Genomic DNA, 26,000 nt, shown 5'->3' on the forward strand with positions numbered 1-26,000 from the left:
GGACTTCGGTCAAAACAAATGAGACGGGGTGCGACGCGCCGGAATTATCCCCGTTCCATTCGGCTCCCGACGATCTTCTTCCTGTCCACATCTGTGAATGTCGCTGAACCGCGTTCAGGGCGCCGACGAGTTCAGTACGTTGATGGGTCGCTGCGCAGCGTGACGAGCGCGGCGACTGGGAGACGGGGGACTTTCATGACCGCGGCCGACTTACCGGGCGAGAACAGCCTGGACGACCGGGTGCCCTTCCTGGCCCGGCTGGAGCGGGAGGACCGCGAGGCCCTGCTCGGGCTCGGCCGCGAGCTGCGCTTCCGCACCCGCGACGTCCTGCTCCACCAGCACGAACCCTCGTCGTACGTCCTCTTCGTCACCCACGGCTGGACCAAGGTGACCGCCGCCGCCGTCAACGGCTACGAGGCGCTCCTCGCCCTGCGCGGCCCCGGCGACATCGTCGGCGAGTCGGCGGCGCTGACCGGGCGGCCCCGCTCGGCGACGGTGACGGCGCTGGAGCCGGTGCGCGCGGTCGCGGTGGACCGGGACCGCTTCACGGTGTTCCTCACCGACTCCCCGGCCGTCTCGTACGCCCTGCTCGGCCTCACCTCCGACCGGATGCGCGCCGCCGACCAGCGCCGCATCGAGTTCGCCTCCATGCACGTCCGCGAGCGCCTCGCCGCCCTCCTCCTGGAACTGGCCCACACCAACGCCCGCTATACCGAGGCCGGCGTCGAACTCCTCGTCCCGCTCAGCAAGCAGGAGCTGGCCGGTTCGGTGGGCGCCTCCCGCGAGATGGTCCAGCGCCTGCTGAAGGACCTGCGGGACCGCGGCGTGGTGGTCACCGGCCGCCGCACCCTGCGGATCGTGCGCATGGACGTCCTGCGCCGGATCGCGCGTGCGGAGACCTGAGGCGTACGGGCTTCCCCGCGCCCTCTGTGCACACGGTCACAGTTCCAGTGCGTCATCCGCCCTCTCGCCCACCCCGCCCCGAGGGCCACTCTTCTCGCCGTACGCCCGACCCGAAAGGCCACCATGACCGACCCCGTGAGCCGCACGATCCTCCTCCTGGACATCGAGAAGTTCAGCGACCGGGACGACGTGGAGCAGGCCTACTTACGGCGGATGCTCTACGACGTCACCGACCGCGCCCTGGAGCGCGCCGGCATCGACGAGACGCTGCGGCTGCGCGCCGACCGGGGTGACGCGGTGATGGAGCTGATCGACGCGAACGCGTCCGTGACCGCGCTGCTGCGCGCCCTGCTCACCGAGGTCCCGGCGCAGCTCCGCTCGGTCAACCGCATGGCGTCGAAGTCGGCGCAGATCCGGCTGCGGGGTGTGGTCGCCGCCGGGTACGTCGCCGTCGACGAGCACGACGGCTGGGTCGGCTCCGACCTCAACCACGCCTGCCGCCTGCTCGACGCGGCCCTTCTGCGCGCGGCCCTGCGCGAGCGCCGGGACGACTTCGCCCTGTGCGTCTCGGACGCCGTGCACGCGGGGATCGTGCGGCACGACCATCCGGGCATCCCGGCGGACGCCTTCCACGCCGTGACGGTGGACAGCAAGAACGGCCCCTTGAAGGCCTGGCTGCACGGGCCGGTGCCCGCGCGGTCCGACGACCACAGTGGAACGGGGGGCGGGGGAGCCCCGGTGCCGGGTGCCTCGGGGGACGGCCCGGCACCGGGGCAGGCCCCGCCCGCGGTGTTCCACTTCACCGGCGGTTCCCCCTCCTTCGGCGGCAGCCTGGTCGCCGGGGACCAGCACGGGGTGTCCGGCGGACAGGTCACCGGCAATGTGCATCTCGGCGGCACCGGGGGTGACGCGGCATGACGACGCCCGCCTCCGAGGAGGTGTCGGCGGCCCAGCCGGTCCCCAGCGAGCCCGAAGAAGGCGCAGCGGAACGTACGCAGGAGGCGCGGGCCGCGCAGCGCGAGCTGTTCGCGCACACCCCGGGGTTCATCCTCGGCCCGGGGGCCGGCTTCGGCGGCAGCCTGGTCGGCGGGGCGCAGCACGGGGTGTCCGGCGGGCAGGTCACCGGGGACGTGTTCCTCGGCGGCAAGACGGAGATCCACCACCACGGCGACGCGTCGGCCGCGCACCTGACCCCGTCCGGCGAGATACCGCGCGAGCACCTCGAAGCGCTCGCGGAGGTCTTCGTCGACGGCCCCGTCTTCGAGACCGCGCTGCGCCGGCTGCGCGAGGAGCGCGTCCTGGTCCTCTCCGGCGCCCACGCCTGCGGCCGGTACGCGGCCGCGCGGATGCTGCTGCACCGTCTCGGCGTACCGGCCGTGCACGCCCTCTCCTCCGAGACCACGCCCTCGACCCTGACCGCCCAGCTGGACCGCCCCGGCGGCCACGTCCTGCGGGACCTCCCCCTGACCCGCAACCGGCCGCTCCGGGAGAACCACCTCTACGCCGCCGTCGACCGCCTCAAGCAGACCGACGGCTACCTGGTGATCACGGTCGAGCGGTCGCCGTTCCTGCCCGGTGTGCCCCCGCTGGCCTGGGAGCCGCCGGACGCGGAGGACGTCGTACGGGCCCATCTGCGCCGGCGCGACGACGCGGGCCGGCTGCTCGGCCTCGCCCCGGTGCGGGAGTTCCTCGCGCGCGGACCGCACCGGCCGGTCGAGGCGGCCGAGTTCGCCGAGGTGCTGACCGGATACGACGGCAGCGCGGAGGCGGCGGCACGGCTGGCGGACTTCGGGCAGACCGCGGTGGTCAAGCAGTGCCGGGACCGGCTGAGCGACACCAGCACCGATCTGCGGGACAAGGCGTTCCTGATCGCGCTGGCCGTCTTCGACCAGGCCCCCTACGTCCTCGCGGCCGAGCTCGCCGACAAGCTGTTCGTGCACTTCCAGCGACTCCAGGAGCCGGAACAGCCGCCGGAGATCCCGGTGTTCGGTCCGAGCGCCGAGGAACGGCTCGAACGGGCCGGCGCCGAGGGCGAGACACGGGACGAGAGCACCGAGTGGGGGCCGGTGCCGCAGTTCACCGCCTACTTCCCGCGCGAGGACACCCCGCACGTGCTGCTCTCGGAGGTGTGGACGGGGCATCCGTCGGCGCGTCCGGCGCTGGTGACCTGGCTGCGCGAGCTGGCCCGGGACGGCCGTCCCGTGGTCCGCACCCGGGCCGCCGCCGCGGCCGCCGTACTCGCCCGCGCGGACCTGCCCTCGGCCGTGGCCCTGCTGATCGACGGCTGGGCGGTCTCCCGTGCCTTCGGCCCCCGGGTGACCGCCGCGAACACCCTGGTCCTCGCCCAGCTCCTCAACGCCCCGGTCGTGCTGCGGCTGCTGACCGGCTGGTGCACGGACAGCCACTGGGCCCGCCGCTGGACCGCGATCCGCGCCCTGGGCCTGCTCGCCCCGCTCCGCCCCGACCTGGCCGCCCCCGCCCTGAGCGCGCTCGCCGCCCGCGCCCGCGTGGACGACAGCACCCCGGCCGAGAGCGACAACCTCGTCGAGTCGACGGCCCTGCTGCTGTCCGTGGGCACCCGCCGCGGCGAGATGCTCTCCGAGCTGGTCCGCCTGCTCCAGCACGACACCCCTTCGGTACGGGCCCTCGCCCTGGCCGGTTTCGTACGGGCCTGCGACAACGCCGACGAGGGCGCGCTCGTCGAGTGGTACGCCGACACCGGCATGTACGAGACCGACTCGGCCCGCGATCTCGCCGCCCTCTGGCGCGCCGCCCTCGGCGACCGTGCCCACACCCGGCAGGCCCTGAACGCCCTGCAGACCTGGACGCAGGTCGCCCAGCGCAGCCCGGACGCCGCCCGGGCCCTGGAGTTCCTGCTGCCCGCCCTGATCGTCACGGCCGCCGACCGCGACCGCCTGGACCACGAACTGCGCACGATGCGAGCGGAGGACGGCGGCCCGCGCCCCCCGGTGGCCGACCGTCTGCTCGCCGTGCTGCACCCCTCTGTATCCGCTCAGCCTCAGTCGAGGAGTTGACCCATGGCGGACTTCCGCCGTCAGCCGGAGTGGCAGCAACAGGCCGACCGGCACAGCACGTTGATCGACCCGGTCCTCACCGTGAAGCCCATCTCACGGTTCGACTACACCGCACGCCGCCAGGTCACCGCGATCGACCACGCCCTGGTCTTCGCGACGGCGGGCGGGGCGTACGACGTCTACGTCCCGCCGCACCGCCCCAGCCGCACGGACGCCGCGACCCGCCGCTACACCTCCGTCTACGAGGTCGACATGGGCAGCCACCCGGTCCGCCTCGACCTCCAGCTGCCCAGCGACGACGACGCGTTCGCCTTCGGCGCGACGGCCGACCTGACCTGGCGGGTGCACGACCCCGAGGCCTTCGTCCGCAGCGGCGAGCGGGACGTACCGACCCGACTGACCCGCGAACTCCAGCAGTTCGCCCGCCCGGTCAGCCGCGGCTACTCCATCGAGGACAGCGCGACGGCGGAGGCGGCCGTGCAACAGGCCCTGTCCGTCGGCTCCTTCGCCGCCGGCATCGGCCTGACGGTCACCTGTGTGCTCCGGCTCAGCCTCGACGACGAGGCGATCGCCCACCGGCGGCGGCAACGGGCGCTGCGCTACGAGACGGACATGCTCGACCCCGAGCACGCGTACCGGATGCGGGCGGCGCAGCAGAGCTTCGAGCTGGAGGCGCTGCAACAGCGTCAGCAGCAGCAACTGGTCGCCGAGAAGATCCACTTCTACCAGTACTGGCTCCAGCACGGCGGGGTCGGCGCCTGGGCCCTCCACCTCGCCGCCCACCCCGAGGACACCCAGCTCGTCATCAACAACATCCACCAGGACCAACTGACCTTCATCAAAACCCAGTTGGAACTGATCAGCGGCGACGACCTGGAGGACTACCAGAAGGCCGAGTCCCTGAAACAGATCCGCCAGGAAATCGACGACCTCCTCCACAGAAGAACCCAGCCTCCGAACGCCCCCGGGGGTGAACTCCCCGCCGCTCCGGGCCCCGCCTACCCGGGGGAGACGGCCACACCGGGGGTGCCGTACGTCCCGGGGGCGGGCCCCGCGCCGACAACGCTGTACGGGCCGGGGTCGGGGCCGGGGACGGGAGCGCCGTACGCGCCGGGGACGGGGCCGGGGCCGGTGCCGGGAGCGCCGTACGGGCCGGGGACGGGGCCGGGGCCGGTGCCGGGAGCACCGTACGCGCCGGGGACGGGTCCCTCACCGGCAACGCCGACCTCGGGATACGGACCGCCACCGGGGACGCCGTACGTGCCGGGAGCAGGCCCGGTACCGGGCGAGGCGTATCCGCCGGGCAACGGAACGCCACCGGGAGGGCCCTACGTACCGGGGCCCGTGCCGGGCGGGGCGTATCCGCCGGGGACGGGGGGCCTGCCGGGCGGGGCGTATCCGCCGGGAGCGGAAGGCCTGCCGGGCGAGGCGTACCCGCCGGGGGCCGGGGCCGTGCCGGGAGGGCCCTACGTACCACCGGTGCCGGGCGGCGGTGGATACCCGACCGGAAACGGGCCGCTGGCCGGGGTGCCCTACGTGCCCGGCCAGGCCCCGGGCCCAGCCGCCCCGCCCTCGCCGCACCACCCTGCCGGCGCACCGCCGTCCTCCCCGTACCAACCCACCGGCGCACCCCCGCCCTCCTCCCCGCACGCCGCACCCTCCCCATACGCCTCGGGCGGCGCATCCACGCCCGGGGCGCCGAGCTCCCCTCCCCCGGCATCAGCCCCCGGCACCGCCACCGCGCCGACCCCGCCAGGCGGCCCCGTCCCGGTCACCCCACCCGCGCCGGGACCGTTCGCCCCCGCCCAGCCCAGCGCCCCCATCCAAGCCAGCGCCCCCGCCCAGCCCAGCGCCCCCATCCAAGCCAGCGCCCCCGCCCAGCCCAGCGCCCCCGCCCAAGCCAGCGCCCCCGTCCAAGCCAGCGCCCCCGCCCCACCGGAGCCGCCCCCCGCGCCGCCCGCCGGGTCACCCGCCCCCGACGCGGAGCCCTCATGACCGCCCCCGTCACCGCTCCCCCGGGCCGCCAGGTCGCCGAGCGCCTCCTCACCGACATGCGCGGCGAGATAGCCCGCGCCGACAGCAAGGCGTCCGTGCTGGTCGCGGCGCTCGGGATGACCGCCGGGGTGTTCAGCGGGCTGGTGGCGGGCCAGCAGTGGAGCCCCCAGTCGCTCTCAGCCCCCGGCGCTGTCCTGTGGTGGGCCGGAGTCGTCGCGTTCGCCCTGTCGCTGTTCGCCCTGCTGCTCGCCGTACTGCCCCGGTACGGCACCGGCGAATGGGCCCCGGGACGCCCCCTCTGCTACTTCGGCGACGTCCAACGGGCCGTACGCGACGGCCGGCTGGCCGAGGCCCTCGCCGACACCGAACGCGACCCTGCCGCCGGCCTCACCGCGTCCCTCACCGAGACCAGCCTCATCGCCGCCCGCAAGCACCAGTGGATCCGCGCCGGCCTGATCACCTTCTGCGCGGGCGCGCTGCTGCTCCCCGCGGGCCTGCTGACCGGCTGAGCCCGCCCACACACACGTACCCCACCCTCACACGCGCAGAAGGAGCCCCATGTCCCAACCACCAGACCCGGTCGCCGGCACCCCACAACAACAGCACCCCACAGCACCACCCCCACCCCAGTACCCCGCGACCCCACCACCACCCTCGTACCCGACGGCAGCCGCACCCCAGTACCCGACAGCACCCTCCCCGCAGTACCCCACGGCACCACCCCCGCAGTACCCCACGGGCCCCGACGCCCAGTACGCATCCGGCGCCGCCCCGCAGTACTACCCCGCCGCCCCACCACCCCAGTACCCCACAGCACCCGCGACCCCGTACCCCACCGCCGCACCACCCCAGTACCCGACCACCCCGCCCGCCCCCAGCACGACACCCGCGCCCACCCCCCACATCCCCCCGCACCCCACCCCCATCCCCACCCCCGCCCCCGCCCCCGACGACCTCGACTACCGCCACCTCGGCTCCCGGGTCCACGTCGCCGCACACCAGCGCGGTGCCGACGCCACCGCCATAGGGAGCCTGCTCGTCCACGTGCCGAGCCTCATCGTGAGCGCGGCCGTGGTCGGCACCATCGCGTTCGCGTTGTTCGGCGAGGCCGGCGGCTGGATCGTCGTCCTCGCCTGGCTGGCCACCGGAGGTCTCGTCTTCCACCGCCCCACCGAGCTCGCCTTCGCCCGCCGCGTCCTCAAGCTCCGCGCCCCGCTGGCCCAGGAGCAGGCCCGGCTCGAACCGATCTGGCGTGAGGTCACCGCCCGCGCCGGCATCGAGGCGCACAGCTACGAGCTGATGGTGGAGAACAGCCCCGAGCTCAACGCCTCCGCGGTCGCCGGACACGTCGTCAGCGTCACGACGTACGCCCTCAACGAGATCCCCAGCAGCAACCTGGCCGCCGTACTCGCCCATGAACTCGGCCACCACACCGGCGGCCACGCCTGGGCCGGCCTGCTCGGCTACTGGTACTCGCTGCCCGGCCGGATCGCCTGGACCGTCACGAAGTTCGTGGCGCGCATCGCCCTCGCCATCGCCGCTGTGCTGTCCTGGCGGGCCTATCTCCTGGTCACGTTCGTCATCGGGATGTGTCTCGTCGGCGGGTTCGTCGCGGCCTGGTACGCCACGCTGCCCCTCGTCCTCGCCCCGTATCTGCTCGCCTACACGGGCCGCAAGGCCGAGCTGCGCGCCGACCAGCAGGCCGCCGTCCTCGGTTTCGCCGGGCAGATGACCCAGGTGCTGTACCAGTTGCAGGCGGCGGAGGACCGCGAGAAGGCGCAGGTCGTGGCGGCCGGTCACCGTCTCAAGGAGCCCGGCGCGTTCGCCCGGCTGCTGTCCACCCACCCGGACAACCACACCCGCATCCGCGCCCTGGAGCCGTACCTGCGCACCGGCCTCTGAACCACCCGGGAACGCCGAAGGGCGGCCACCCCGTACGAAACGAGGTGACCGCCCTTCAGGACTTCAGAACCAACTACTACTGGTTGTACGGACCGTAGTCGTAGTCCTCCAGCGGAACGGCCTGGCCGGAGCCCGTGCCGAACGGCGAGTAGTCGATGTCGTCGTAGCCGACGGCCGAGTACATCGCGGCCTTGGCCTCCTCGGTCGGCTCGACCCGGATGTTGCGGTAGCGGGACAGACCCGTACCGGCCGGGATGAGCTTACCGATGATGACGTTCTCCTTGAGGCCGATGAGGCTGTCGGACTTGGCGTTGATCGCCGCGTCCGTCAGGACTCGGGTCGTCTCCTGGAAGGAGGCGGCCGACAGCCAGGATTCCGTCGCCAGCGAGGCCTTGGTGATACCCATCAGCTGCGGACGACCCGAGGCCGGGTGACCGCCCTCCTGGACCACACGACGGTTCTCGGTCTCGAACTTCGAGCGCTCGACCAGCTCACCGGGCAGCAGCTCGGCGTCGCCGGACTCGATGATCGTCACGCGGCGGAGCATCTGCCGGATGATGATCTCGATGTGCTTGTCGTGGATCGACACACCCTGCGAGTTGTAGACCTTCTGGACCTCGCCGACCAGGTGGACCTGGACGGCACGCTGGCCCAGGATGCGCAGCACGTCGTGCGGGTTGGTGGCACCCACGGTGAGCTTCTGGCCCACCTCGACGTGCTCGCCCTCGCTGACCAGGAGTCGGGCGCGCTTCGAGATCGGGTACGCCGTCTCGTCGCTGCCGTCGTCCGGCGTGATGACGATCTTCTTGGTCTTCTCGGTCTCCTCGATCCGGACGCGGCCGGAGGCCTCGGAGATCGGGGCGACACCCTTCGGGGTACGGGCCTCGAAGAGCTCGACGACACGCGGCAGACCCTGGGTGATGTCGTCACCGGCCACACCACCGGTGTGGAAGGTACGCATCGTCAGCTGGGTACCGGGCTCACCGATGGACTGGGCGGCGATGATGCCGACCGCCTCACCGATGTCGACCAGCTTGCCGGTGGCCAGGGAGCGGCCGTAGCACATGGCGCAGGTGCCGACGGCGGACTCACAGGTCAGGACCGAGCGGGTCTTGACCTCGGAGACACCGTGCTTGACCAGCTCGTCGATGAGGACGTCGCCGAGGTCGGTGTTGGCCGGGGCCAGCACCTTGCCGTCGACGGTGATGTCCTCGGCCAGGGCACGGGCGTACACGCTGGTCTCGACGTTGTCGGCCTTGCGCAGCACGCCGTCCGCGCCGACCTCGGCGATGGCGAGCTTGAGACCGCGCTCGGTGCCGCAGTCCTCCTCGCGGATGATGACGTCCTGCGAGACGTCCACCAGACGACGGGTCAGGTAACCCGAGTCGGCGGTACGCAGGGCGGTGTCGGCCAGACCCTTACGGGCACCGTGCGTGGAGATGAAGTACTCCAGCACGGACAGGCCCTCACGGAAGGACGCCTTGATGGGACGCGGGATCGTCTCGTTCTTGGCGTTCGACACCAGACCACGCATACCGGCGATCTGCCGCATCTGCATCATGTTTCCTCGGGCACCCGAGTCAACCATCATGAAGATGGGGTTCGTCTTGGGGAAGTTCTCGTTCATCGCCTCGGCGACCTCGTTGGTCGCCTTGGTCCAGATCGCGATGAGCTCCTGAGTGCGCTCTTCCTTGGTGATCAGACCGCGCTCGTACTGCTTCTGGACCTTCTCGTCCTGCGCCTCGTAGCCCTTGACGATCTCCTTCTTCGCCTCGGGAACGACGACGTCGGAGATGGCGACGGTGACACCGGAACGGGTCGCCCAGTAGAAGCCGGCCGCCTTCAGGTTGTCGAGCGTCGCCGCCACGATGACCTTGGGGTAGCGCTCGGCGAGGTCGTTGACGATCTCGGAGAGCTGCTTCTTGCCGACCGAGTAGTCGACGAACGGGTAGTCCTCGGGCAGCAGCTCGTTGAAGAGCGCGCGGCCCAGGGTCGTACGCAGCCGGAAGCTGTCGCCCGACTGGTACTCCGGCTCGCCCTCCTCGGCCACCGGCGGCGTCCAGCCACGCGGCGGGATGGTGCCCACCGGGAAGCGGATGTCGATCTGCGACTGCAGAGCCAGCTCGCCGGCGTCGAACGCCATGATCGCCTCGGCCGTGGAGCCGAACGCACGGCCCTCGCCCTTGGTGTCACGGAGCTCACCGTCGGTGGTGAGGAAGAACAGACCGAGGACCATGTCCTGGGTCGGCATCGTCACCGGACGGCCGTCGGCGGGCTTGAGGATGTTGTTCGAGGACAGCATCAGGATGCGGGCCTCGGCCTGCGCCTCCGCGGACAGCGGCAGGTGCACGGCCATCTGGTCACCGTCGAAGTCCGCGTTGAACGCGGTGCAGACGAGCGGGTGGATCTGGATGGCCTTGCCCTCGACCAGCTGCGGCTCGAAGGCCTGGATGCCGAGGCGGTGCAGGGTGGGAGCACGGTTCAGCAGAACCGGGTGCTCGGCGATGACCTCTTCGAGGACGTCGTACACGACCGTGCGGCCGCGCTCCACCATGCGCTTGGCGCTCTTGATGTTCTGCGCGTGGTTCAGGTCGACCAGGCGCTTCATCACGAACGGCTTGAAGAGCTCCAGCGCCATCGCCTTCGGCAGACCGCACTGGTGCAGCTTCAGCTGCGGACCGACGACGATCACGGAACGCGCGGAGTAGTCCACACGCTTACCGAGCAGGTTCTGACGGAATCGACCCTGCTTGCCCTTCAGCATGTCGCTGAGGGACTTCAGCGGGCGGTTACCCGGACCGGTGACCGGCCGACCACGACGACCGTTGTCGAAGAGGGCGTCAACAGCCTCCTGAAGCATGCGCTTCTCGTTGTTGACGATGATCTCGGGCGCACCGAGGTCGAGGAGCCTCTTCAGACGGTTGTTGCGGTTGATCACACGGCGGTACAGGTCGTTCAGGTCGGAGGTCGCGAAGCGGCCACCGTCCAGCTGCACCATCGGGCGGAGGTCCGGCGGGATGACCGGGACGCAGTCGAGGACCATGCCCTTGGGGCTGTTGGAGGTCTGCAGGAAGGCAGACACGACCTTCAGCCGCTTCAGCGCACGGGTCTTCTTCTGGCCCTTGCCGGTACGGATGATCTCGCGGAGCTTCTCGGCCTCCTCGTCGAGGTCGAAGGACTCCAGGCGCTTCTGCAGCGCCGCGGCACCCATCGAACCGTCGAAGTACGTGCCGAAGCGGTCACGCAGCTCGCGGTAGAGGAGCTCGTCGCCCTCGAGGTCCTGGACCTTGAGGTTCTTGAAGCGGGTCCACACCTCGTCGAGCCGGTCGATCTCGCGCTGCGCACGGTCACGCAGCTGCTTCATCTCACGCTCGGCACCCTCGCGCACCTTGCGGCGCACGTCGGCCTTGGCACCCTCGGCCTCGAGCTCGGCCAGGTCGGACTCGAGCTTCTTGGCGCGGGCCTCCAGGTCGGCGTCGCGACGGTTCTCGACCTGCTGACGCTCCACGGAGACGTGCGCCTCCAGGGAGGGCAGGTCGCGGGTGCGGCGCTCCTCGTCGACGTACGTGATCATGTACGCCGCGAAGTAGATGACCTTCTCCAGGTCCTTCGGGGCCAGGTCGAGCAGGTAGCCCAGACGCGACGGGACGCCCTTGAAGTACCAGATGTGCGTGACGGGAGCGGCCAGCTCGATGTGGCCCATCCGCTCACGGCGCACCTTGGCGCGAGTGACCTCGACGCCACAGCGCTCACAGATGATGCCCTTGAAGCGGACGCGCTTGTACTTGCCGCAGTAGCACTCCCAGTCCCGGGTCGGACCGAAGATCTTCTCGCAGAAGAGTCCGTCCTTTTCGGGCTTGAGCGTGCGGTAGTTGATGGTCTCGGGCTTCTTGACCTCGCCGTGGCTCCACTGACGGATGTCGTCAGCGGTGGCCAGGCCGATCCGGAGCTCGTCGAAGAAGTTGACGTCGAGCACTATGCGTCAATCCCTCTCAGGGTCGTAAGTCTTGGGGTCTGATACGGGGGTCCTGGGGCCGGGGACCTGCTGGACGCAGGCCCCCGGACTCCCGTCAGACCTCTTCGACGCTGCTCGGCTCGCGCCGGGACAGGTCGATGCCGAGCTCCTCCGCAGCGCGGAAGACATCCTCGTCGGTGTCGCGCATCTCGATGGACATGCCGTCCGAGGACAGCACCTCCACGTTGAGGCACAGGGACTGCATTTCCTTGATGAGCACCTTGAAGGACTCGGGAATGCCGGGCTCGGGGATGTTCTCGCCCTTGACGATGGCCTCGTAGACCTTCACGCGGCCGGTGACGTCGTCGGACTTGATGGTCAGCAGCTCCTGGAGGGCGTACGCGGCGCCGTAAGCCTCCAGCGCCCACACCTCCATCTCACCGAAGCGCTGGCCACCGAACTGAGCCTTACCACCCAGCGGCTGCTGGGTGATCATCGAGTACGGACCGGTCGAGCGGGCGTGCAGCTTGTCGTCGACCAGGTGGTGCAGCTTCAGGATGTACATGTAGCCGACCGAGATCGGGTCCGGGAACGGCTCACCGCTACGGCCGTCGAACAGCCGCGCCTTACCGGTCGGGAGCACCATGCGCTCGCCGTCGCGGTTCGGGATGGTGTGGTTCAGCAGACCCGCGAGCTCGTCCTCACGCGCACCGTCGAAGACCGGGGTCGCGACGTTGGTGCCCGGCGCGACGGAGTCGGCGCCGATCGCCTGGAGGCGCTGCGCCCACTCGTCGGCGAGACCGGAGACGTCCCAGCCGCGGCTGGCGAGCCAGCCGAGGTGGATCTCCAGGACCTGTCCCGGGTTCATTCGGGACGGCACACCGAGCGGGTTGAGGATGATGTCGACGGGGGTCCCGTCCTCGAGGAACGGCATGTCCTCGATGGGCAGGATCTTGGAGATGACACCCTTGTTGCCGTGTCGGCCGGCGAGCTTGTCACCGTCCGTGATCTTGCGCTTCTGCGCCACGTAGACACGAACCAGCTGGTTCACGCCCGGCGGCAGCTCGTCGCCTTCCTCACGGTCGAAGACGCGGACGCCGATGACCTTGCCGATCTCGCCGTGCGGCACCTTCAGGGAGGTGTCGCGGACCTCGCGCGCCTTCTCACCGAAGATCGCGCGGAGCAGGCGCTCCTCGGGGGTCAGCTCGGTCTCGCCCTTGGGCGTGACCTTGCCGACGAGGATGTCGCCGGCGACGACCTCGGCACCGATCCGGATGATGCCGCGCTCGTCGAGGTCGGCGAGGACCTCCTCGGAGACGTTCGGGATGTCCCGGGTGATCTCCTCGGGGCCGAGCTTGGTGTCACGGGCGTCGACCTCGTGCTCCTCGATGTGGATCGAGGAGAGGACGTCGTCCTGCACGAGGCGCTGCGACAGGATGATCGCGTCCTCGTAGTTGTGACCCTCCCACGGCATGAACGCCACGAGCAGGTTCTTGCCCAGCGCCATCTCGCCGTTCTCGGTGGCCGGACCGTCAGCCAGGACCTGGCCCTCGATGATCCGGTCGCCCTCGTTGACGATGACCTTCTGGTTGACCGAGGTGCCCTGGTTGGAGCGGGCGAACTTGGCCAGGCGGTACGTGATGTACGTGCCGTCGTCGTTGGCCGTGGTGATGTAGTCCGCGGAGACCTCCTGGACCACACCCGCCTTCTCGGCCTTGACCACGTCGCCGGCGTCGACGGCGGAGCGGTACTCCATGCCGGTGCCGACGAGCGGGGACTCGGACTTAATCAGCGGCACGGCCTGACGCATCATGTTCGCGCCCATGAGGGCACGGTTGGCGTCGTCGTGCTCGAGGAACGGGATCATGGCGGTCGCGACCGACACCATCTGGCGCGGCGAGACGTCCATGTAGTCCACGTCGTCACCGGGGACGTAGTCGACCTCGCCGCCACGGCGGCGGACCAGGACGCGGTTCTCGGTGAAGCGCATGCCGTCGTCGAGCGTGGCGTTGGCCTGCGCGATGACGAATCGGTCCTCTTCGTCGGCCGTCAGGTAGTCGACCTCGTCGGTGACGACACCGTCGACGACCTTGCGGTACGGCGTCTCCACGAAACCGAACGCGTTGACGCGGCCGTAGGAGGCGAGCGAACCGATCAGACCGATGTTCGGGCCTTCGGGCGTCTCGATCGGGCACATACGGCCGTAGTGAGACGGGTGCACGTCACGGACCTCGAAGCCGGCCCGCTCACGGGACAGACCACCAGGGCCCAGCGCCGAGAGACGACGCTTGTGCGTCAGACCCGACAGCGGGTTGTTCTGGTCCATGAACTGCGACAGCTGGCTGGTGCCGAAGAACTCCTTGATGGAGGCGACGACCGGCCGGATGTTGATCAGGGTCTGCGGCGTGATCGCCTCGACGTCCTGGGTCGTCATGCGCTCGCGGACGACTCGCTCCATACGCGCCAGACCCGTACGGACCTGGTTCTGGATGAGCTCGCCGACGCTGCGCAGACGACGGTTGCCGAAGTGGTCGATGTCGTCGGTCTCGACGACGATGTTCGCGCCGCTGTCGCCGACCGTCTCGGTCTCGCCCGCGTGCAGCTTCACCAGGTACTTGATCGTCGAGATGATGTCCTCGACGGTCAGGACGCCCGCGTCGAGCGGAGCCTCCGCACCCAGCTTCTTGTTGACCTTGTAGCGGCCGACCTTGGCGAGGTCGTAACGCTTCGGGTTGAAGTAGAGGTTCTCGAGCAGCGTCTGCGCGGCCTCACGCGTGGGGGGCTCGCCCGGACGCAGCTTGCGGTAGATGTCCAGCAGCGCGTCGTCCTGGCCCTGGGTGTGGTCCTTCTCCAGGGTGGCGCGCATGGACTCGTACTCGCCGAACTCCTCCAGGATCTGCTCGGTCGTCCAACCGAGAGCCTTGAGCAGGACGGTCACGGACTGCTTGCGCTTGCGGTCGATGCGCACACCGACCATGTCGCGCTTGTCGATCTCCATCTCCAGCCAGGCACCCCGGGACGGGATGATCTTGGCGGAGAAGATGTCCTTGTCGGACGTCTTGTCGATCGAGGAGTCGAAGTAGACACCCGGCGAACGGACCAGCTGCGACACCACGACACGCTCGGTGCCGTTGATGACGAAGGTGCCCTTGTGGGTCATGAGCGGGAAGTCGCCCATGAAGACCGTCTGGGACTTGATCTCGCCGGTCTCGTTGTTGGTGAACTCAGCCGTCACGAAGAGCGGGGCCGCGTACGTGAAGTCGCGGTCCTTGCACTCGTCGATGCTGTTCTTCGGCGGCTCGAAACGGTGGTCACGGAACGTCAGCGACATCGACCCGGAGAAGTCCTCGATCGGGGAGATCTCCTCGAAGATCTCCTCCAGACCGGACTTCGTGGGGACGTCCTGACCGGACTCCAGGGCCTCCTCGACCCGACTCTGCCAGGCGGTGTTCCCGAGCAGCCAGTCAAAGCTCTCGGTCTGCAGCGCGAGCAGGTTCGGAACCTCGAGAGGCTCCTTGATCTTTGCAAAGGAAATGCGCAGCGGGGCGGTGCTGGCGCCGTTGTTCGTATTCGCGGTCGAGGCGTTGCGCGAGGCGGCCAAGAGGGGGTCCTTCCGAGGGCTCGGACTCACTACGCGCGTGCCGGTCCCTCTCCCGCGCACGAAGACAGAAGTCCCAGGTGAGGGAGTTTCGGTCGTCGTTGCTGAGGCGAGGGCAGACCCCTGGTGACGGGCAGGGGACAGCTAACAGGCAGCGCAAAGGGTCAGTGTAGCCACTTGGCGCACTGATGTCCAGCCCCGATTTTCTTTGACCCTCGTCACCCTCAACGCCTTCGGCATGCCTGCCCTCAACGCACGTTGATACTGCCCTCTTCGTCGCCGATCCATGCCTCGGATTCGGACCGTTCTGGCGACGCGTCCTGAGAATTGCGCGCTGCGTGCGGTTCGTCAAGGCCTGTCTCGCCCAAACCGGTCGCCACCAGGGGTGCTCGGAGGCACGGCGAAGATCACCATACCCCTCACGTCCTCGGGGACAACTCAGCCGCCACTGGAACCCCGAGAACGCCGAAGAGCGACCACCCGGATGGATGATCGCTCTTCAGCGCTACTGCGTTACAGGCCCCTGGGGCCTGCGAGAGGTCTTACTTGACCTCGACGGACGCGCCCGCGGCCTTGAGGGACTCGGCGGCCTTGTCAGCGGCCTCCTTGTTGACCTTCTCGAGGACCGGCTTCGGGGTGCCGTCGACGAGGTCCTTGGCCTCCTTCAGACCCAGGGAGGTCAGCTCACGCACGACCTTGATGACCTGGATCTTCTTCTCGCCGGCGCCGGTGAGGATGACGTCGAACTCGTCCTTCTCCTCAGCGGCCTCGACCGGGGCGCCCGGGGCACCCGGGGCGGCAACGGCGACGGCCGCGGCGGCGGTGACGTCGAACTTCTCCTCGAACGCCTTCACGAACTCGGAGAGCTGGATGAGGGTCATGCCCTCGAACTCGGCGAGCAGTTCGTCCTGGGTGAGAGCCATGATGGCTTCCTTCCAAATCAATTCGGCTGGTGCCGGATGTACATGTCTGGCGGGCGTACGTTCGGCCCGCTACGACCGCTTCCTTCGGCGGGGAGCCTCAGGCGGCGGTCATGATGCGAGCCGAGTTACTCGGCACCGCCCTGCTCGTCCTGCTTGGCACGAAGCGCGTCCACGGTGCGGACGAGCTTCGCCGGAAGCGCCTGGAAGACCTGAGCAGCCTGCGTCTGCTTGCCCTTCATGGCGCCCGCCAGCTTGGCGAGCAGAACCTCGCGGGACTCGAGGTCCGCAAGCTTCTTGATCTCGTCGGCGGACAGCGCCTTGCCGTCAAGGACACCGCCCTTGATGACGAGGTTCGGGTTGTCCTTGGCGAAGTCACGAAGACCCTTCGCCGACGTCACCGGGTCACCGGTGATGAAGGCGACCGCCGTCGGACCGTTGAACAGGTCGTCGAGCGTGTCGATCCCGGCCTCGTTGGCCGCAATCTTGGTCAGCGTGTTCTTCACCACGGCGTACTGGGCGTCGTCACCGAGCGAACGACGCAGCGTCTTGAGCTGCGCCACGGTGAGACCCCGGTACTCGGTCAGCACAGCGGCGTTCGAGCTGCGGAACTGGTCCGCGAGCTCGGCTACCGCGGCAGCCTTGTCGGGCCTTGCCATAAGCGTGGCCTCCTTCCGGGTGATGAGGACCGCTCAGAAGGAGCTGCGAAAAACGAAACGCCCCGGCGCAGGCGCACGGGGCGTAGCTCAACCATCTCGGACGAATCCAGAACGGGAGCAACTTCCACAGTCACCTGCGCGGGTCGTCCGCGGTAATCAGCGGATCCTTCGGCCACCGCGCCCTCTCACGAGGACACGGCAACGACCAGCGGTCTTTGGCTTCTGTAGGAGAGTACGTGACCGGATCGCCGCGAGGCAAATCCGGTCGTACGGTGCTCAGCCGCTCTGGGCTTCCTTCATCATCTCGGCGAGGTCGACGGTGTCCTTGGCGGGCGGCGCCGTGACCGTGACCGGCTTGTTGATGTCGAGGAAGGTGATGGTCAGGTCCAGCGTGCCCTTGTCGGCGGGGCCCTTCATGCGGAACTGCTTGGTGTGGTCGTCACCGTCGATCCACATGTCCATCGTGAGCTTGTCGACGCCCATCTTCTCGTACTGCTCGACGCTCTTCTCGCGCTTCTCGCGGGTCGCCTTGTCCTCGTCCTTGAAGGAGTCGCGGAGCGCGTCGAGGGTGAGGGTGCCCGTGTAGTGGGTGGTCTCGACCCCGTCGACCTTCTCGGTGCCGACCTTCTTCACGTCCTTGGCACCGGTCATGAAGGTGGACTCGGCGGCCGGGTTCTGCTCGGCCTGTCCGGCGCCGGCGGCGCCCCCGCCGAGCTGCTCGTCGCTCAGCGCGGACATGTCGAACTTCATCCAGGTCTTGCCGTCCATCTCCTTGGCCATCTCGGGGTTGCCCCCGATGTACATGGCCTTGTCGACGAGCCGGATCTCCGCGGAGCCGTCCTTGCCCTGGTCCAGCGCCGTCATCTTCATGCTCATGGCGATGCTGGGCTTGATCCGCATCGAGGCCTCGGCCTTGATGCGCCCCTGCTCCGGGTACTCACCCGTCATCCGGTAGCGCAAGGACGAGATGTCGTCCGAGTTCTTCGCCGCCTTGGCCACCGCGGCGGCCGGCGTCATCTTGGGCGACTCCTCGGACTCCCCCTTGGAACAGCTCACCGCACCGGCGGCGAGGGCCACGGCGGCGAGCCCCACGCCGACCGTCCGAGAGCGCGCGGAACGTCGTACCGAAAACCCCATCGATTCCCCCCAAGGAACACAAGGAACACGACCACACGGAACACATGGTCGATTCACAGCAGGACCGTGAGCCTAACCGATGGGGTGTAAGCGGTCTCATGAATTCCGTGTGGCTCAGGAGGTGGTGCCGGCGACGCTGCCGCCCTGCTTCTCCAGGAGCTTCTTGAAGTCCTCGGTGTCGCTCGCCGGGGGCTTCTCGGCGGAGACCTGCACGCCGTAGTCGCTGTAGTAGGCGGTCTGCGTCAGCGCTCCGGTGGCCATCTGGCCCTTCTCCACCTTCTTGACCAGGAGGTCCTGGTCGTCGACCCAGATGTCGACGGTCTCGGTGGTGACCCCGGCCTGTTCGAGCTGCTTCTTCAGGTCGGCGAGCTGGCTCTCGCTGAGGCTGGAGTTCTTGCCGGCGAGGTCGGCGACGTCGACGGTGCCCGAGTAGTGCGTGGTGTCCTTGCCGCGGACCTTCTCCTCGCCGACCTTCTTCACGTCCCCGGAGGCCAGCAGGAGCTTCACCGACTGGTTGGGGGTGGCGTTCTGCATCTGGTCCTTGAGGTACGCGCCGGAGCCGCCCGCGAGGTCCGCGAGGTCGTCGTAGTCGTACCTGATCCAGTGCTTGCCGCCGGCCTGCTCGGCGAACGCGTCGCCCATCTTCGCGTAGTAGGCGTCGGGGAGGTACCGGGCCTCCATCTTGGTGGTGCCCAGCTGGCGCATGGTGTCGGTGAGCGTGCCGCCGGTGTACTCGATGGTGACGGTGCCGGAGATCCCGTCGGCCCAGCCGAGGGCGCCGTCGGCGGTCATGGACATCATCGAGCCCATGACGGTCGTGGACTCGACCTTGGCGGAGTCGGCGGCGTCGGTGGACTTCTCGGCGGAGCGCAGCGCGGCTATCGGGCTGACCTTGGTGACGCCCTTGCCGGTCCCCGAGGCCTGGTCGTCCTTGTCGGAGCCCCCCGAGCCCCCGTCCGACGAACAGGCCGCCAGGCCCGTCAGCGCGGTCGTCACGGCGATCGCGAGAGCCATCCGGCGCACACTCGTGCTCTTCATTCGTCCCACCCCTATGCGATTCCTGTCCCGCACGTTAGCGCGGGGCACTGACACACGTACCCGGAAATGGGACGGGCCCCGCACCTCGAAAGGTTGCGGGGCCCTGACCTGACTTCGGTGAGCTTCAGGCTCAGACCGCGGCCGGGTCCTCCTCGACGAGGAGGTTGCGGGTGCGGTTCGGGTCGACCGGAATGCCGGGGCCGATCGTGGTGCTGATCGCGGCCTTCTTGATGTAGCGACCCTTGGCGGCGGACGGCTTCAGACGGAGGATCTCCTCCAGCGCGGCGCCGTAGTTCTCCACCAGCTTGTCGTCCTCGAAGGACGTCTTGCCGATGATGAAGTGCAGGTTCGAGTGCTTGTCGACGCGGAACTCGATCTTGCCGCCCTTGATGTCGTTGACAGCCTTGGCGACGTCCGGGGTCACGGTGCCGGTCTTGGGGTTCGGCATGAGACCACGGGGGCCGAGGACGCGGCCGAGACGGCCGACCTTGCCCATGAGGTCCGGGGTGGCGACGACGGCGTCGAAGTCCAGGCGGCCCTTCGAAACCTCGTCGATGAGCTCGTCGGCGCCGACGATGTCGGCGCCCGCGGCACGCGCGGCCTCGGCACGGTCGCCGGTCGCGAAGACCAGGACCCGGGCGGTCTTACCGGTGCCGTGCGGAAGGTTCACGGTGCCACGGACCATCTGGTCGGCCTTGCGCGGGTCGACACCCAGACGGAAGGCGACCTCGACGGTGCCGTCGAACTTGGTCGTGGAGGTCTCCTTGGCGAGACGGACGGCCTCGAGCGGGGCGTAGAGCTTGTCCCGGTCGACCTTGGCGTCCGCAGCGCGGAGAGACTTGCTGCGCTTGCTCACTGCTTCTCCTGGTGAGTCTTAGGAGTCGTGGTCCGGGCCGAGCAGGCCCCGCCACTTCTGCTGATGTACGGGTGTTGGGGCTCAGCCCTCGACGACGACGCCCATGGAACGCGCGGTACCGGCGATGATCTTCGCGGCGGCGTCCAGGTCGTTGGCGTTGAGGTCGGGGAGCTTGGTCGTGGCGATCTCGCGGACCTGCGCCTCGGTGATCTTGGCGACCTTGGTCTTGTGCGGCTCGCCGGAGCCCTTCTCGATACCCGCGGCCTTGAGGATCATCTTCGCGGCCGGCGGCGTCTTGGTGATGAAGGTGAAGGAGCGGTCCTCGTAGACCGTGATCTCCACCGGGATCACCCAGCCACGCTGCGACTCGGTCGCGGCGTTGTAGGCCTTGCAGAACTCCATGATGTTGACGCCGTGCTGACCCAGCGCGGGGCCGACCGGCGGAGCCGGGTTGGCCGCACCGGCCTGGATCTGGAGCTTGATGAGCCCCGTGACCTTCTTCTTCTTGGGAGGCATGCTCTCTCCGGGTCCTTACTGAGAGTTGGTTACCACCTGCGTCATTCGGATGAATCATCAGGCAGATGGCATACCGCACCACGATAGCCGCTCTTCCCTCAGGACATGAAATCGGCAGCTCAGGACGGCGGCGGAGGCGGTGTCGGCGACGACCACGGGGCGAAGGGCGGCCGTCCCCGCAGCACGGAGACCAGGGTGCCGACGCAGAGGATCAGCAGGACCAGGACGGGCAGGGAGAGCGCGGCGGTGATGGCGCCCACATAGCCGTACCCGTCCTCCTCGGCCGCCCTCGTCGGGTCGGAGGGCAGGTACCGGACGATGATCGGTTTGCCGTCCCGCGAGACCTTGTTCTCCCGGGTCTGGGTGAGCGCCGGCAGATCCGCCTCGATCCGTTTGCCGTCGAGGTCGAACTCGACCCAGCAGCGGTGGCTCCAGCAGTTGCTCTGACCGTCGGAGTGGAAGGTGCCGACCGCGCGGACGCCGCCCTGCACCTCGGCCACGCGCTGCCACTGGGTGACGCTCACATAGGCCGGCGCGACGGCGAAGAGGGCCGCCAGTGCCAGGAAGACGAGGGGCCAGCGGAAACGGCGAAGGCGCCCCTGGCCGGAATCCACCGGCGGGGCGCCCTCACTGCGTATGTCGGCCAACGACGGGCCTGACTTCAGTTCTTCTGGATCTGGTCGAAGGACAGCTCGACCGGGGTCTCGCGGCCGAAGATCTCGACGAGGCCCTTGACCTTCTTCGAGTCGGCGTTGATCTCGTTGATCGTGGCCTGCAGCGTGGCGAACGGGCCGTCGGTGACGGTGACCGAGTCGCCGACCTCGAAGTCCAGCACCTGGACCTCGACCTTGCGCTGCGGAGCGGGCTTGCCCTCGGCCTCGGCGGCCTCGCGGGCGGCCTTCTCCTCGGCCTCCGGGGCGAGCATCTTCACGATCTCGTCCAGGGTCAGCGGGTACGGGTCGTAGGCGTTGCCCACGAAGCCGGTGACGCCGGGCGTGTTGCGGACGACACCCCAGGACTCGTTCGTCAGGTCCATGCGCACCAGGACGTAGCCGGGGAGCTTGTTCTGACGGATCGTCTTGCGGTCGCCGTTCTTGATCTGGACGACCTCTTCCTGCGGCACCTCGGCCTGGAAGATGTAGTCCTCGACGTTGAGCGAGACGGCGCGCTGCTCGAGGTTGGTCTTCACGCGGTTCTCGTAACCGGCGTAGGTGTGGATGACGTACCACTCGCCGGGGAGGGTGCGCAGTTCTTCGCGCAGGGCGACGACGGGGTCGACCGGCTCGGCCGGCTCCTCCTCGACAGCCTCTTCCTCGTCCTCGACGTCCTCGACGTCGCCGCCGGACTCGTCCTCGGCGTCTTCGTCCTCGACGTGGAGGGCGGCTTCCTCGGCGGGGTCGCCCGCCTCTTCATCGGCAGCCTCGACCTCGTCCAGGTCCTCGTCCGCGCCCTCGACGATGTCGAGCTCGTCTTCCACGGACTCGTCCGGCTCGATGGCGTCGTTCAGGTTCTGGTCAGACACGGTGGCTGCTTCTTCCTGGATACATAGGGGTGGAACATGCGAAAGGGGCGCCGGTAACCACGGCGCCCTTCGCAACTTTGCTCAGCCGAAGACGTACTTGGCGGCGTGGTCGAGTCCATAGTCAATCACGGTGACCAGGCCGATCATGACGATCACGAAGACGATCACCACGGTCGTGTAGGTCGTCAGCTGGCTGCGCGTAGGCCAGACGACCTTGCGAAGTTCTGCGACGATCTGCCGGTAGAAGATGGCGAGGCGCTTCAGCGGGCCCTTCTTGGCACGCTTGCCGCCCTTGCGGGCCTTCTTCTTCGACTCCGGCGCCTCGTCCTGGGCATCAGGCGTGTCGATGGAGCCCACGGCGTCCGCCATTCGTCCTCACCTGTTCCCGGGTCGTGGCCGTGCCGCGCCCGGTCTGAGCCGCACGGCGGTGCATTGCTGTACGTACATGCGCACACATCCTGGCGAAGGTGTGTGTAGCAGGGCCGGAGGGACTTGAACCCCCAACCGCCGGTTTTGGAGACCGGTGCTCTACCAATTGAGCTACGACCCTTTGTGGTTCCCCCCAAACGTACCGCATCCGCCCGAGTGCTCGGTGTGCACCGGATGAGCGCGGCCGTTGTGAGGCCAACGAGGTGAGAGTGTACGTGCTCCGGAGCCCAGCGTCGAACAGAAAGGGCCTGTGGGGACTGCGATGGCCGAAGATCGTCCCGCCCGGGGCCGCACGGCCGCCGAAGATCACCCAGGCCACCGCGCCAATACCCCTGTGAATCCGGACGGTTGTTCAGTGGTTGTTCAGTCTGTGAAACCCGCGTGCCGGGGGCGTTTCCGGTCTGAAACGATGGGCCCCATGAGCGCTGCAACCTCTCCCACCGAGCGCCGGGTCTCCGCCCGAGTCGGCGCGATCTCCGAGTCCGCCACCCTCGCCGTGGACGCCAAGGCCAAGGCCCTGAAGGCCGCCGGGCGCCCGGTGATCGGCTTCGGCGCCGGTGAGCCCGACTTCCCGACCCCGGACTACATCGTCGAGGCCGCCATCGAGGCCTGCAAGAACCCGAAGTACCACCGGTACACGCCGGCCGGCGGGCTGCCCGAGCTGAAGGCCGCGATCGCCGCGAAGACGCTCCGCGACTCCGGCTACGAGGTCGACGCGAGCCAGGTCCTCGTCACCAACGGCGGCAAGCAGGCCATCTACGAGGCCTTCGCCGCGATCCTCGACCCGGGCGACGAGGTCATCGTCCCGGCCCCGTACTGGACGACGTACCCGGAGTCGATCCGTCTCGCCGGCGGTGTCCCGGTGGAGGTCGTCGCTGACGAGACCACCGGCTACCGCGTCTCGGTCGAGCAGCTGGAGGCGGCGCGCACCGAGAACACCAAGGTGCTGCTCTTCGTCTCCCCCTCCAACCCGACCGGCGCCGTCTACACCCGTGCGCAGATCGAGGAGATCGGCCGCTGGGCCGCCGAGAAGGGCCTGTGGGTCCTGACCGACGAGATCTACGAGCACCTGGTCTACGGCGACGCCGAGTTCCACTCCCTCCCGGTGGTCGTGCCCGAGCTGGCCGACAAGACCATCGTCGTCAACGGTGTGGCGAAGACGTACGCCATGACGGGCTGGCGCGTGGGCTGGGTCATCGGTCCGAAGGACGTGGTCAAGGCCGCGACGAACCTCCAGTCGCACGCCACCTCGAACGTCTCCAACGTCGCCCAGGTGGCCGCGCTGGCCGCCGTCTCCGGCGACCTGTCGGCCGTCGAGAAGATGAAGGAGGCCTTCGACCGGCGCCGCAAGACGATCGTGCGGATGCTCAACGAGATCGACGGCGTCCTGTGCCCCGAGCCCGAGGGCGCGTTCTACGCCTACCCGTCGGTCAAGGCCCTCATCGGCAAGGAGATCCGCGGCAAGCGTCCGCAGGACACGGTCGAGCTGGCCGCGCTGATCCTGGAGGAGGCCGAGGTCGCGGTCGTCCCGGGTGAGGCCTTCGGTACGCCGGGCTATCTGCGGCTGTCGTACGCGCTGGGCGACGAGGACCTCGTCGAGGGTGTCTCGCGGATCCAGAAGCTGCTGGCCGAGGCCAGGGACTGACTTTGTGCGCCGGGCGGGCCGTCTCCTTCGGGAGGCGGCCCGCTTCGTGTTTGCGTGCGAGCAAGACCACGTTCGGGGAAAGCGCTACCGGGACGGCCGGGGCGTACGGCAGGATCGGCGAATGGAGCGTGTACGTGATGTCTCTGAGCTGCCGAAAGCCCATCTGCACCTGCACTTCACCGGGTCCATGCGGCCCGGGACGGTTCTGGAACTGGCCGACAAGTACGGCGTACGACTGCCCGAGGCGCTGACGGAGGCCCTCACCAGTGGGGAGCCGCCGCGGCTGCGGGCCACGGACGAGCGGGGCTGGTTCCGGTTCCAGCGGCTCTACGACGCGGCGCGTTCGTGCCTCAGGCGGCCCGAGGACATCCAGCGGCTGGTGCGGGAGGCGGCGGAGGAGGACGTCCGGGACGGCTCGGGGTGGCTGGAGATCCAGGTCGACCCGACGTCGTACGCCCCACGCCTCGGCGGGCTGATCCCGGCGCTGGAGATCATCCTCGACGCGGTGGAGACGACCTCGCGGGAGACCGGGCTCGGGATGCGGGTGCTGGTGGCCGCGAACCGGATGAAGCACCCGCTGGACGCGCGGACGCTGGCGCGCCTCGCGGTGCGGTACGCGGACCGGGGCGTCGTCGGCTTCGGGCTCTCCAACGACGAACGGCGCGGTATGGCGCGGGACTTCGACCGGGCGTTCGCCATCGCGCGCGACGGCGGGCTGCTGTCCGCGCCGCACGGCGGGGAGCTGACCGGGCCGTCGTCCGTACGGGACTGTCTCGACGACCTCGACGCGCACCGCATCGGGCACGGGGTGCGGGCCGCGGAGGACCCGCGGCTGCTCAAGCGGCTGGCCGACCGGGGGGTAACCTGCGAGGTGTGTCCGGCCTCGAACGTGGCGCTCGGGGTGTACGAGAAGCCGGAGGACGTGCCGCTGCGGACGTTGTTCGAGGCGGGGGTGCCGATGGCCCTCGGCGCCGACGACCCACTGCTGTTCGGCTCACGGCTCGCGGCGCAGTACGAGATCGCCCGGCAGTATCACGGGTTCACCGACCGGGAGCTGGCGGAGCTGGCCCGCCAGTCGGTGCGGGGGTCGGCGGCGCCGGAAGTCGTCAAGACGCGGCTGCTGGCCGGCGTGGACGAGTGGCTCGCTCGCCCGGCCTCTTGAAGTGGGCGTAGGGCGGATACGGCTTGAAGCAGATGTCCACCTCCAAGGGGTGCCCGCCGGTTCCGGGTGGCTCGGCGAGCGTGAAGGCCGTCATGAACGCCATGTTCCCCTTGGCGGCGTGCTTCTCGAGCGGTCCCCAGCCGGCCGCGTGGGCGAACTCGGTGGCCAGCTCGACGAAGAGGTCCCTGGTGCCGAAGAGGAACAGCGTCCGCGCGTGGGTGGCGTGCCGCAGCTCGTTCCGGGCGTCCGCGTGGTACCGGCGGGCGCGCCAGGACTCCATGTCCCGCGCGGTACGGGCCTCGTCGGTGCGTACGGTCAGCGGGGTGCCGCGGGTGAGGCGGCGGCGCAGCTCGGGCCACTGGCTCGCGCGCAGGCCGGCGCTGTCGTGGGCCAGGACGAGGTCGATCCGTTCGCCCCATCCCTCGTCGGGTGGGACTCCGTCGCGCAGCGGGACGTGGACGATCGTGTGGCGCGAGTAGGCGGCGAAGGAGAACAGGCCGGCTAGCCGGTTCAGCCCGTCGTGATCGCCGAGGAGCAGGCCGATCGGGTCGGGGGCGCTCAGTGAGGTGTGGCGGAGCGGGGTGCGGGGGCGGACGACGCGGTGGCGGTGGGGGCCGATGCGAGGGGTGAACTCGGTCAGCCTCAGGCGCATGCCGGGACCCTGGAGAGGTACGTCATGGCCTCAAGGGTTCCGGTCGTGAGCGGGGCCTGGCAACCGAGATTCCGGG

Annotated in this window: 20 protein-coding genes and 1 tRNA gene; 8 read left to right on the top strand and 13 right to left on the bottom strand. The window is 69.2% G+C overall.

The features are described 5' to 3' along the window. Nucleotides 1–195 precede the first annotated feature (195 nt). The 6 genes from IQ210_RS45060 to IQ210_RS48125 all read left to right on the top strand — a co-directional run bounded on the left by IQ210_RS45060 (nucleotide 196) and on the right by IQ210_RS48125 (nucleotide 7,835). Complete coding sequence (locus IQ210_RS45060) at nucleotides 196–903, top strand: Crp/Fnr family transcriptional regulator (RefSeq protein WP_194085053.1); 708 nt, start codon at nucleotides 196–198, stop codon at nucleotides 901–903. Between the two features lie 123 nt (nucleotides 904–1,026). Further along, a complete protein-coding gene (locus tag IQ210_RS45065; RefSeq protein WP_194085054.1) occupies nucleotides 1,027–1,821 on the top strand; it encodes a hypothetical protein in 795 nt (264 codons plus the stop codon). Continuing rightward, nucleotides 1,818–3,938 carry a hypothetical protein gene (locus IQ210_RS45070; RefSeq protein ID WP_194085055.1) on the top strand — a complete coding sequence of 707 codons (2,121 nt, stop codon included), beginning with the start codon at nucleotides 1,818–1,820 and terminating at the stop codon, nucleotides 3,936–3,938. Before IQ210_RS45065 ends, IQ210_RS45070 begins: the two co-directional genes overlap by 4 nt. Nucleotides 3,939–3,941: 3 nt before the next feature. Further along, the gene (locus IQ210_RS45075; RefSeq protein ID WP_194085056.1) at nucleotides 3,942–5,933 is read left to right on the top strand and encodes a hypothetical protein; all 1,992 of its coding nucleotides are present in this window, start codon (nucleotides 3,942–3,944) and stop codon (nucleotides 5,931–5,933) included. Beyond that, nucleotides 5,930–6,442 (top strand): Pycsar system effector family protein, encoded by a 513-nt coding sequence (locus IQ210_RS45080; RefSeq protein WP_194085057.1) that lies wholly within the window; start codon nucleotides 5,930–5,932, stop codon nucleotides 6,440–6,442. Before IQ210_RS45075 ends, IQ210_RS45080 begins: the two co-directional genes overlap by 4 nt. A 49-nt stretch (nucleotides 6,443–6,491) precedes the next feature. Beyond that, nucleotides 6,492–7,835 carry a M48 family metalloprotease gene (locus IQ210_RS48125; protein WP_194085058.1) on the top strand — a complete coding sequence of 448 codons (1,344 nt, stop codon included), beginning with the start codon at nucleotides 6,492–6,494 and terminating at the stop codon, nucleotides 7,833–7,835. Between the two features lie 76 nt (nucleotides 7,836–7,911). On the opposite strand, the gene IQ210_RS45090 is transcribed toward IQ210_RS48125, so the two are convergent. The 12 genes from IQ210_RS45090 to IQ210_RS45145 all read right to left on the bottom strand — a co-directional run bounded on the left by IQ210_RS45090 (nucleotide 7,912) and on the right by IQ210_RS45145 (nucleotide 22,586). Further along, nucleotides 7,912–11,811: a DNA-directed RNA polymerase subunit beta' gene (locus tag IQ210_RS45090; protein WP_194085059.1), complete on the bottom strand. Its 3,900-nt coding sequence runs from the start codon at nucleotides 11,809–11,811 to the stop codon at nucleotides 7,912–7,914. A gap of 94 nt (nucleotides 11,812–11,905) precedes the next feature. After that, a complete protein-coding gene (gene rpoB, locus IQ210_RS45095) occupies nucleotides 11,906–15,391 on the bottom strand; it encodes a DNA-directed RNA polymerase subunit beta (RefSeq protein WP_194085060.1) in 3,486 nt (1,161 codons plus the stop codon). 539 nt (nucleotides 15,392–15,930) lie between these two features. Further along, nucleotides 15,931–16,314 (bottom strand): 50S ribosomal protein L7/L12, encoded by a 384-nt coding sequence (gene rplL, locus IQ210_RS45100; RefSeq protein ID WP_194085079.1) that lies wholly within the window; start codon nucleotides 16,312–16,314, stop codon nucleotides 15,931–15,933. Nucleotides 16,315–16,436: 122 nt separating this feature from the next. Beyond that, nucleotides 16,437–16,967 carry a 50S ribosomal protein L10 gene (gene rplJ, locus IQ210_RS45105; protein WP_194085061.1) on the bottom strand — a complete coding sequence of 177 codons (531 nt, stop codon included), beginning with the start codon at nucleotides 16,965–16,967 and terminating at the stop codon, nucleotides 16,437–16,439. Nucleotides 16,968–17,243: 276 nt separating this feature from the next. Then, nucleotides 17,244–18,104, bottom strand: coding sequence for a LolA-like protein (locus IQ210_RS45110; RefSeq protein ID WP_194085062.1), 861 nt, complete (start codon nucleotides 18,102–18,104; stop codon nucleotides 17,244–17,246). Nucleotides 18,105–18,218: 114 nt separating this feature from the next. Next, nucleotides 18,219–19,142, bottom strand: a complete 924-nt coding sequence (locus IQ210_RS45115) for a hypothetical protein (protein WP_194085063.1) — start codon at nucleotides 19,140–19,142, stop codon at nucleotides 18,219–18,221. 130 nt (nucleotides 19,143–19,272) lie between these two features. Then, nucleotides 19,273–19,998, bottom strand: coding sequence for a 50S ribosomal protein L1 (rplA, locus tag IQ210_RS45120; RefSeq protein WP_079312376.1), 726 nt, complete (start codon nucleotides 19,996–19,998; stop codon nucleotides 19,273–19,275). An 81-nt stretch (nucleotides 19,999–20,079) separates the two neighbouring features. Then, nucleotides 20,080–20,514, bottom strand: coding sequence for a 50S ribosomal protein L11 (gene rplK, locus IQ210_RS45125; protein ID WP_079312374.1), 435 nt, complete (start codon nucleotides 20,512–20,514; stop codon nucleotides 20,080–20,082). Between the two features lie 119 nt (nucleotides 20,515–20,633). Next, nucleotides 20,634–21,161, bottom strand: a complete 528-nt coding sequence (locus tag IQ210_RS45130) for a DUF3592 domain-containing protein (RefSeq protein WP_194085064.1) — start codon at nucleotides 21,159–21,161, stop codon at nucleotides 20,634–20,636. 14 nt (nucleotides 21,162–21,175) lie between these two features. Next, the gene (nusG, locus tag IQ210_RS45135; RefSeq protein WP_194085065.1) at nucleotides 21,176–22,036 is read right to left on the bottom strand and encodes a transcription termination/antitermination protein NusG; all 861 of its coding nucleotides are present in this window, start codon (nucleotides 22,034–22,036) and stop codon (nucleotides 21,176–21,178) included. An 81-nt stretch (nucleotides 22,037–22,117) separates the two neighbouring features. Next, nucleotides 22,118–22,405: a preprotein translocase subunit SecE gene (gene secE / locus IQ210_RS45140; RefSeq protein ID WP_194085066.1), complete on the bottom strand. Its 288-nt coding sequence runs from the start codon at nucleotides 22,403–22,405 to the stop codon at nucleotides 22,118–22,120. Nucleotides 22,406–22,513: 108 nt separating this feature from the next. Continuing rightward, nucleotides 22,514–22,586: transfer RNA gene (locus IQ210_RS45145), tRNA-Trp, on the bottom strand. A 297-nt stretch (nucleotides 22,587–22,883) separates the two neighbouring features. Between IQ210_RS45145 and IQ210_RS45150 the strand changes: the two genes are divergently transcribed. Both IQ210_RS45150 and IQ210_RS45155 read left to right on the top strand, forming a co-directional pair. Continuing rightward, a complete protein-coding gene (locus IQ210_RS45150; RefSeq protein WP_194085067.1) occupies nucleotides 22,884–24,110 on the top strand; it encodes a pyridoxal phosphate-dependent aminotransferase in 1,227 nt (408 codons plus the stop codon). A 121-nt stretch (nucleotides 24,111–24,231) separates the two neighbouring features. Then, on the top strand, nucleotides 24,232–25,272 hold the full coding sequence (locus tag IQ210_RS45155; RefSeq protein WP_194085068.1) for an adenosine deaminase: 1,041 nt from the start codon (nucleotides 24,232–24,234) through the stop codon (nucleotides 25,270–25,272). On the opposite strand, the gene IQ210_RS45160 is transcribed toward IQ210_RS45155, so the two are convergent. Beyond that, nucleotides 25,217–25,924, bottom strand: coding sequence for a hypothetical protein (locus IQ210_RS45160; protein WP_194085069.1), 708 nt, complete (start codon nucleotides 25,922–25,924; stop codon nucleotides 25,217–25,219). The genes IQ210_RS45155 and IQ210_RS45160 overlap by 56 nt on opposite strands. Nucleotides 25,925–26,000: the final 76 nt, after the last annotated feature.

Origin of the sequence: Streptomyces justiciae, assembly GCF_015163075.1 — a bacterium.
GTDB lineage: Bacteria > Actinomycetota > Actinomycetes > Streptomycetales > Streptomycetaceae > Streptomyces > Streptomyces justiciae.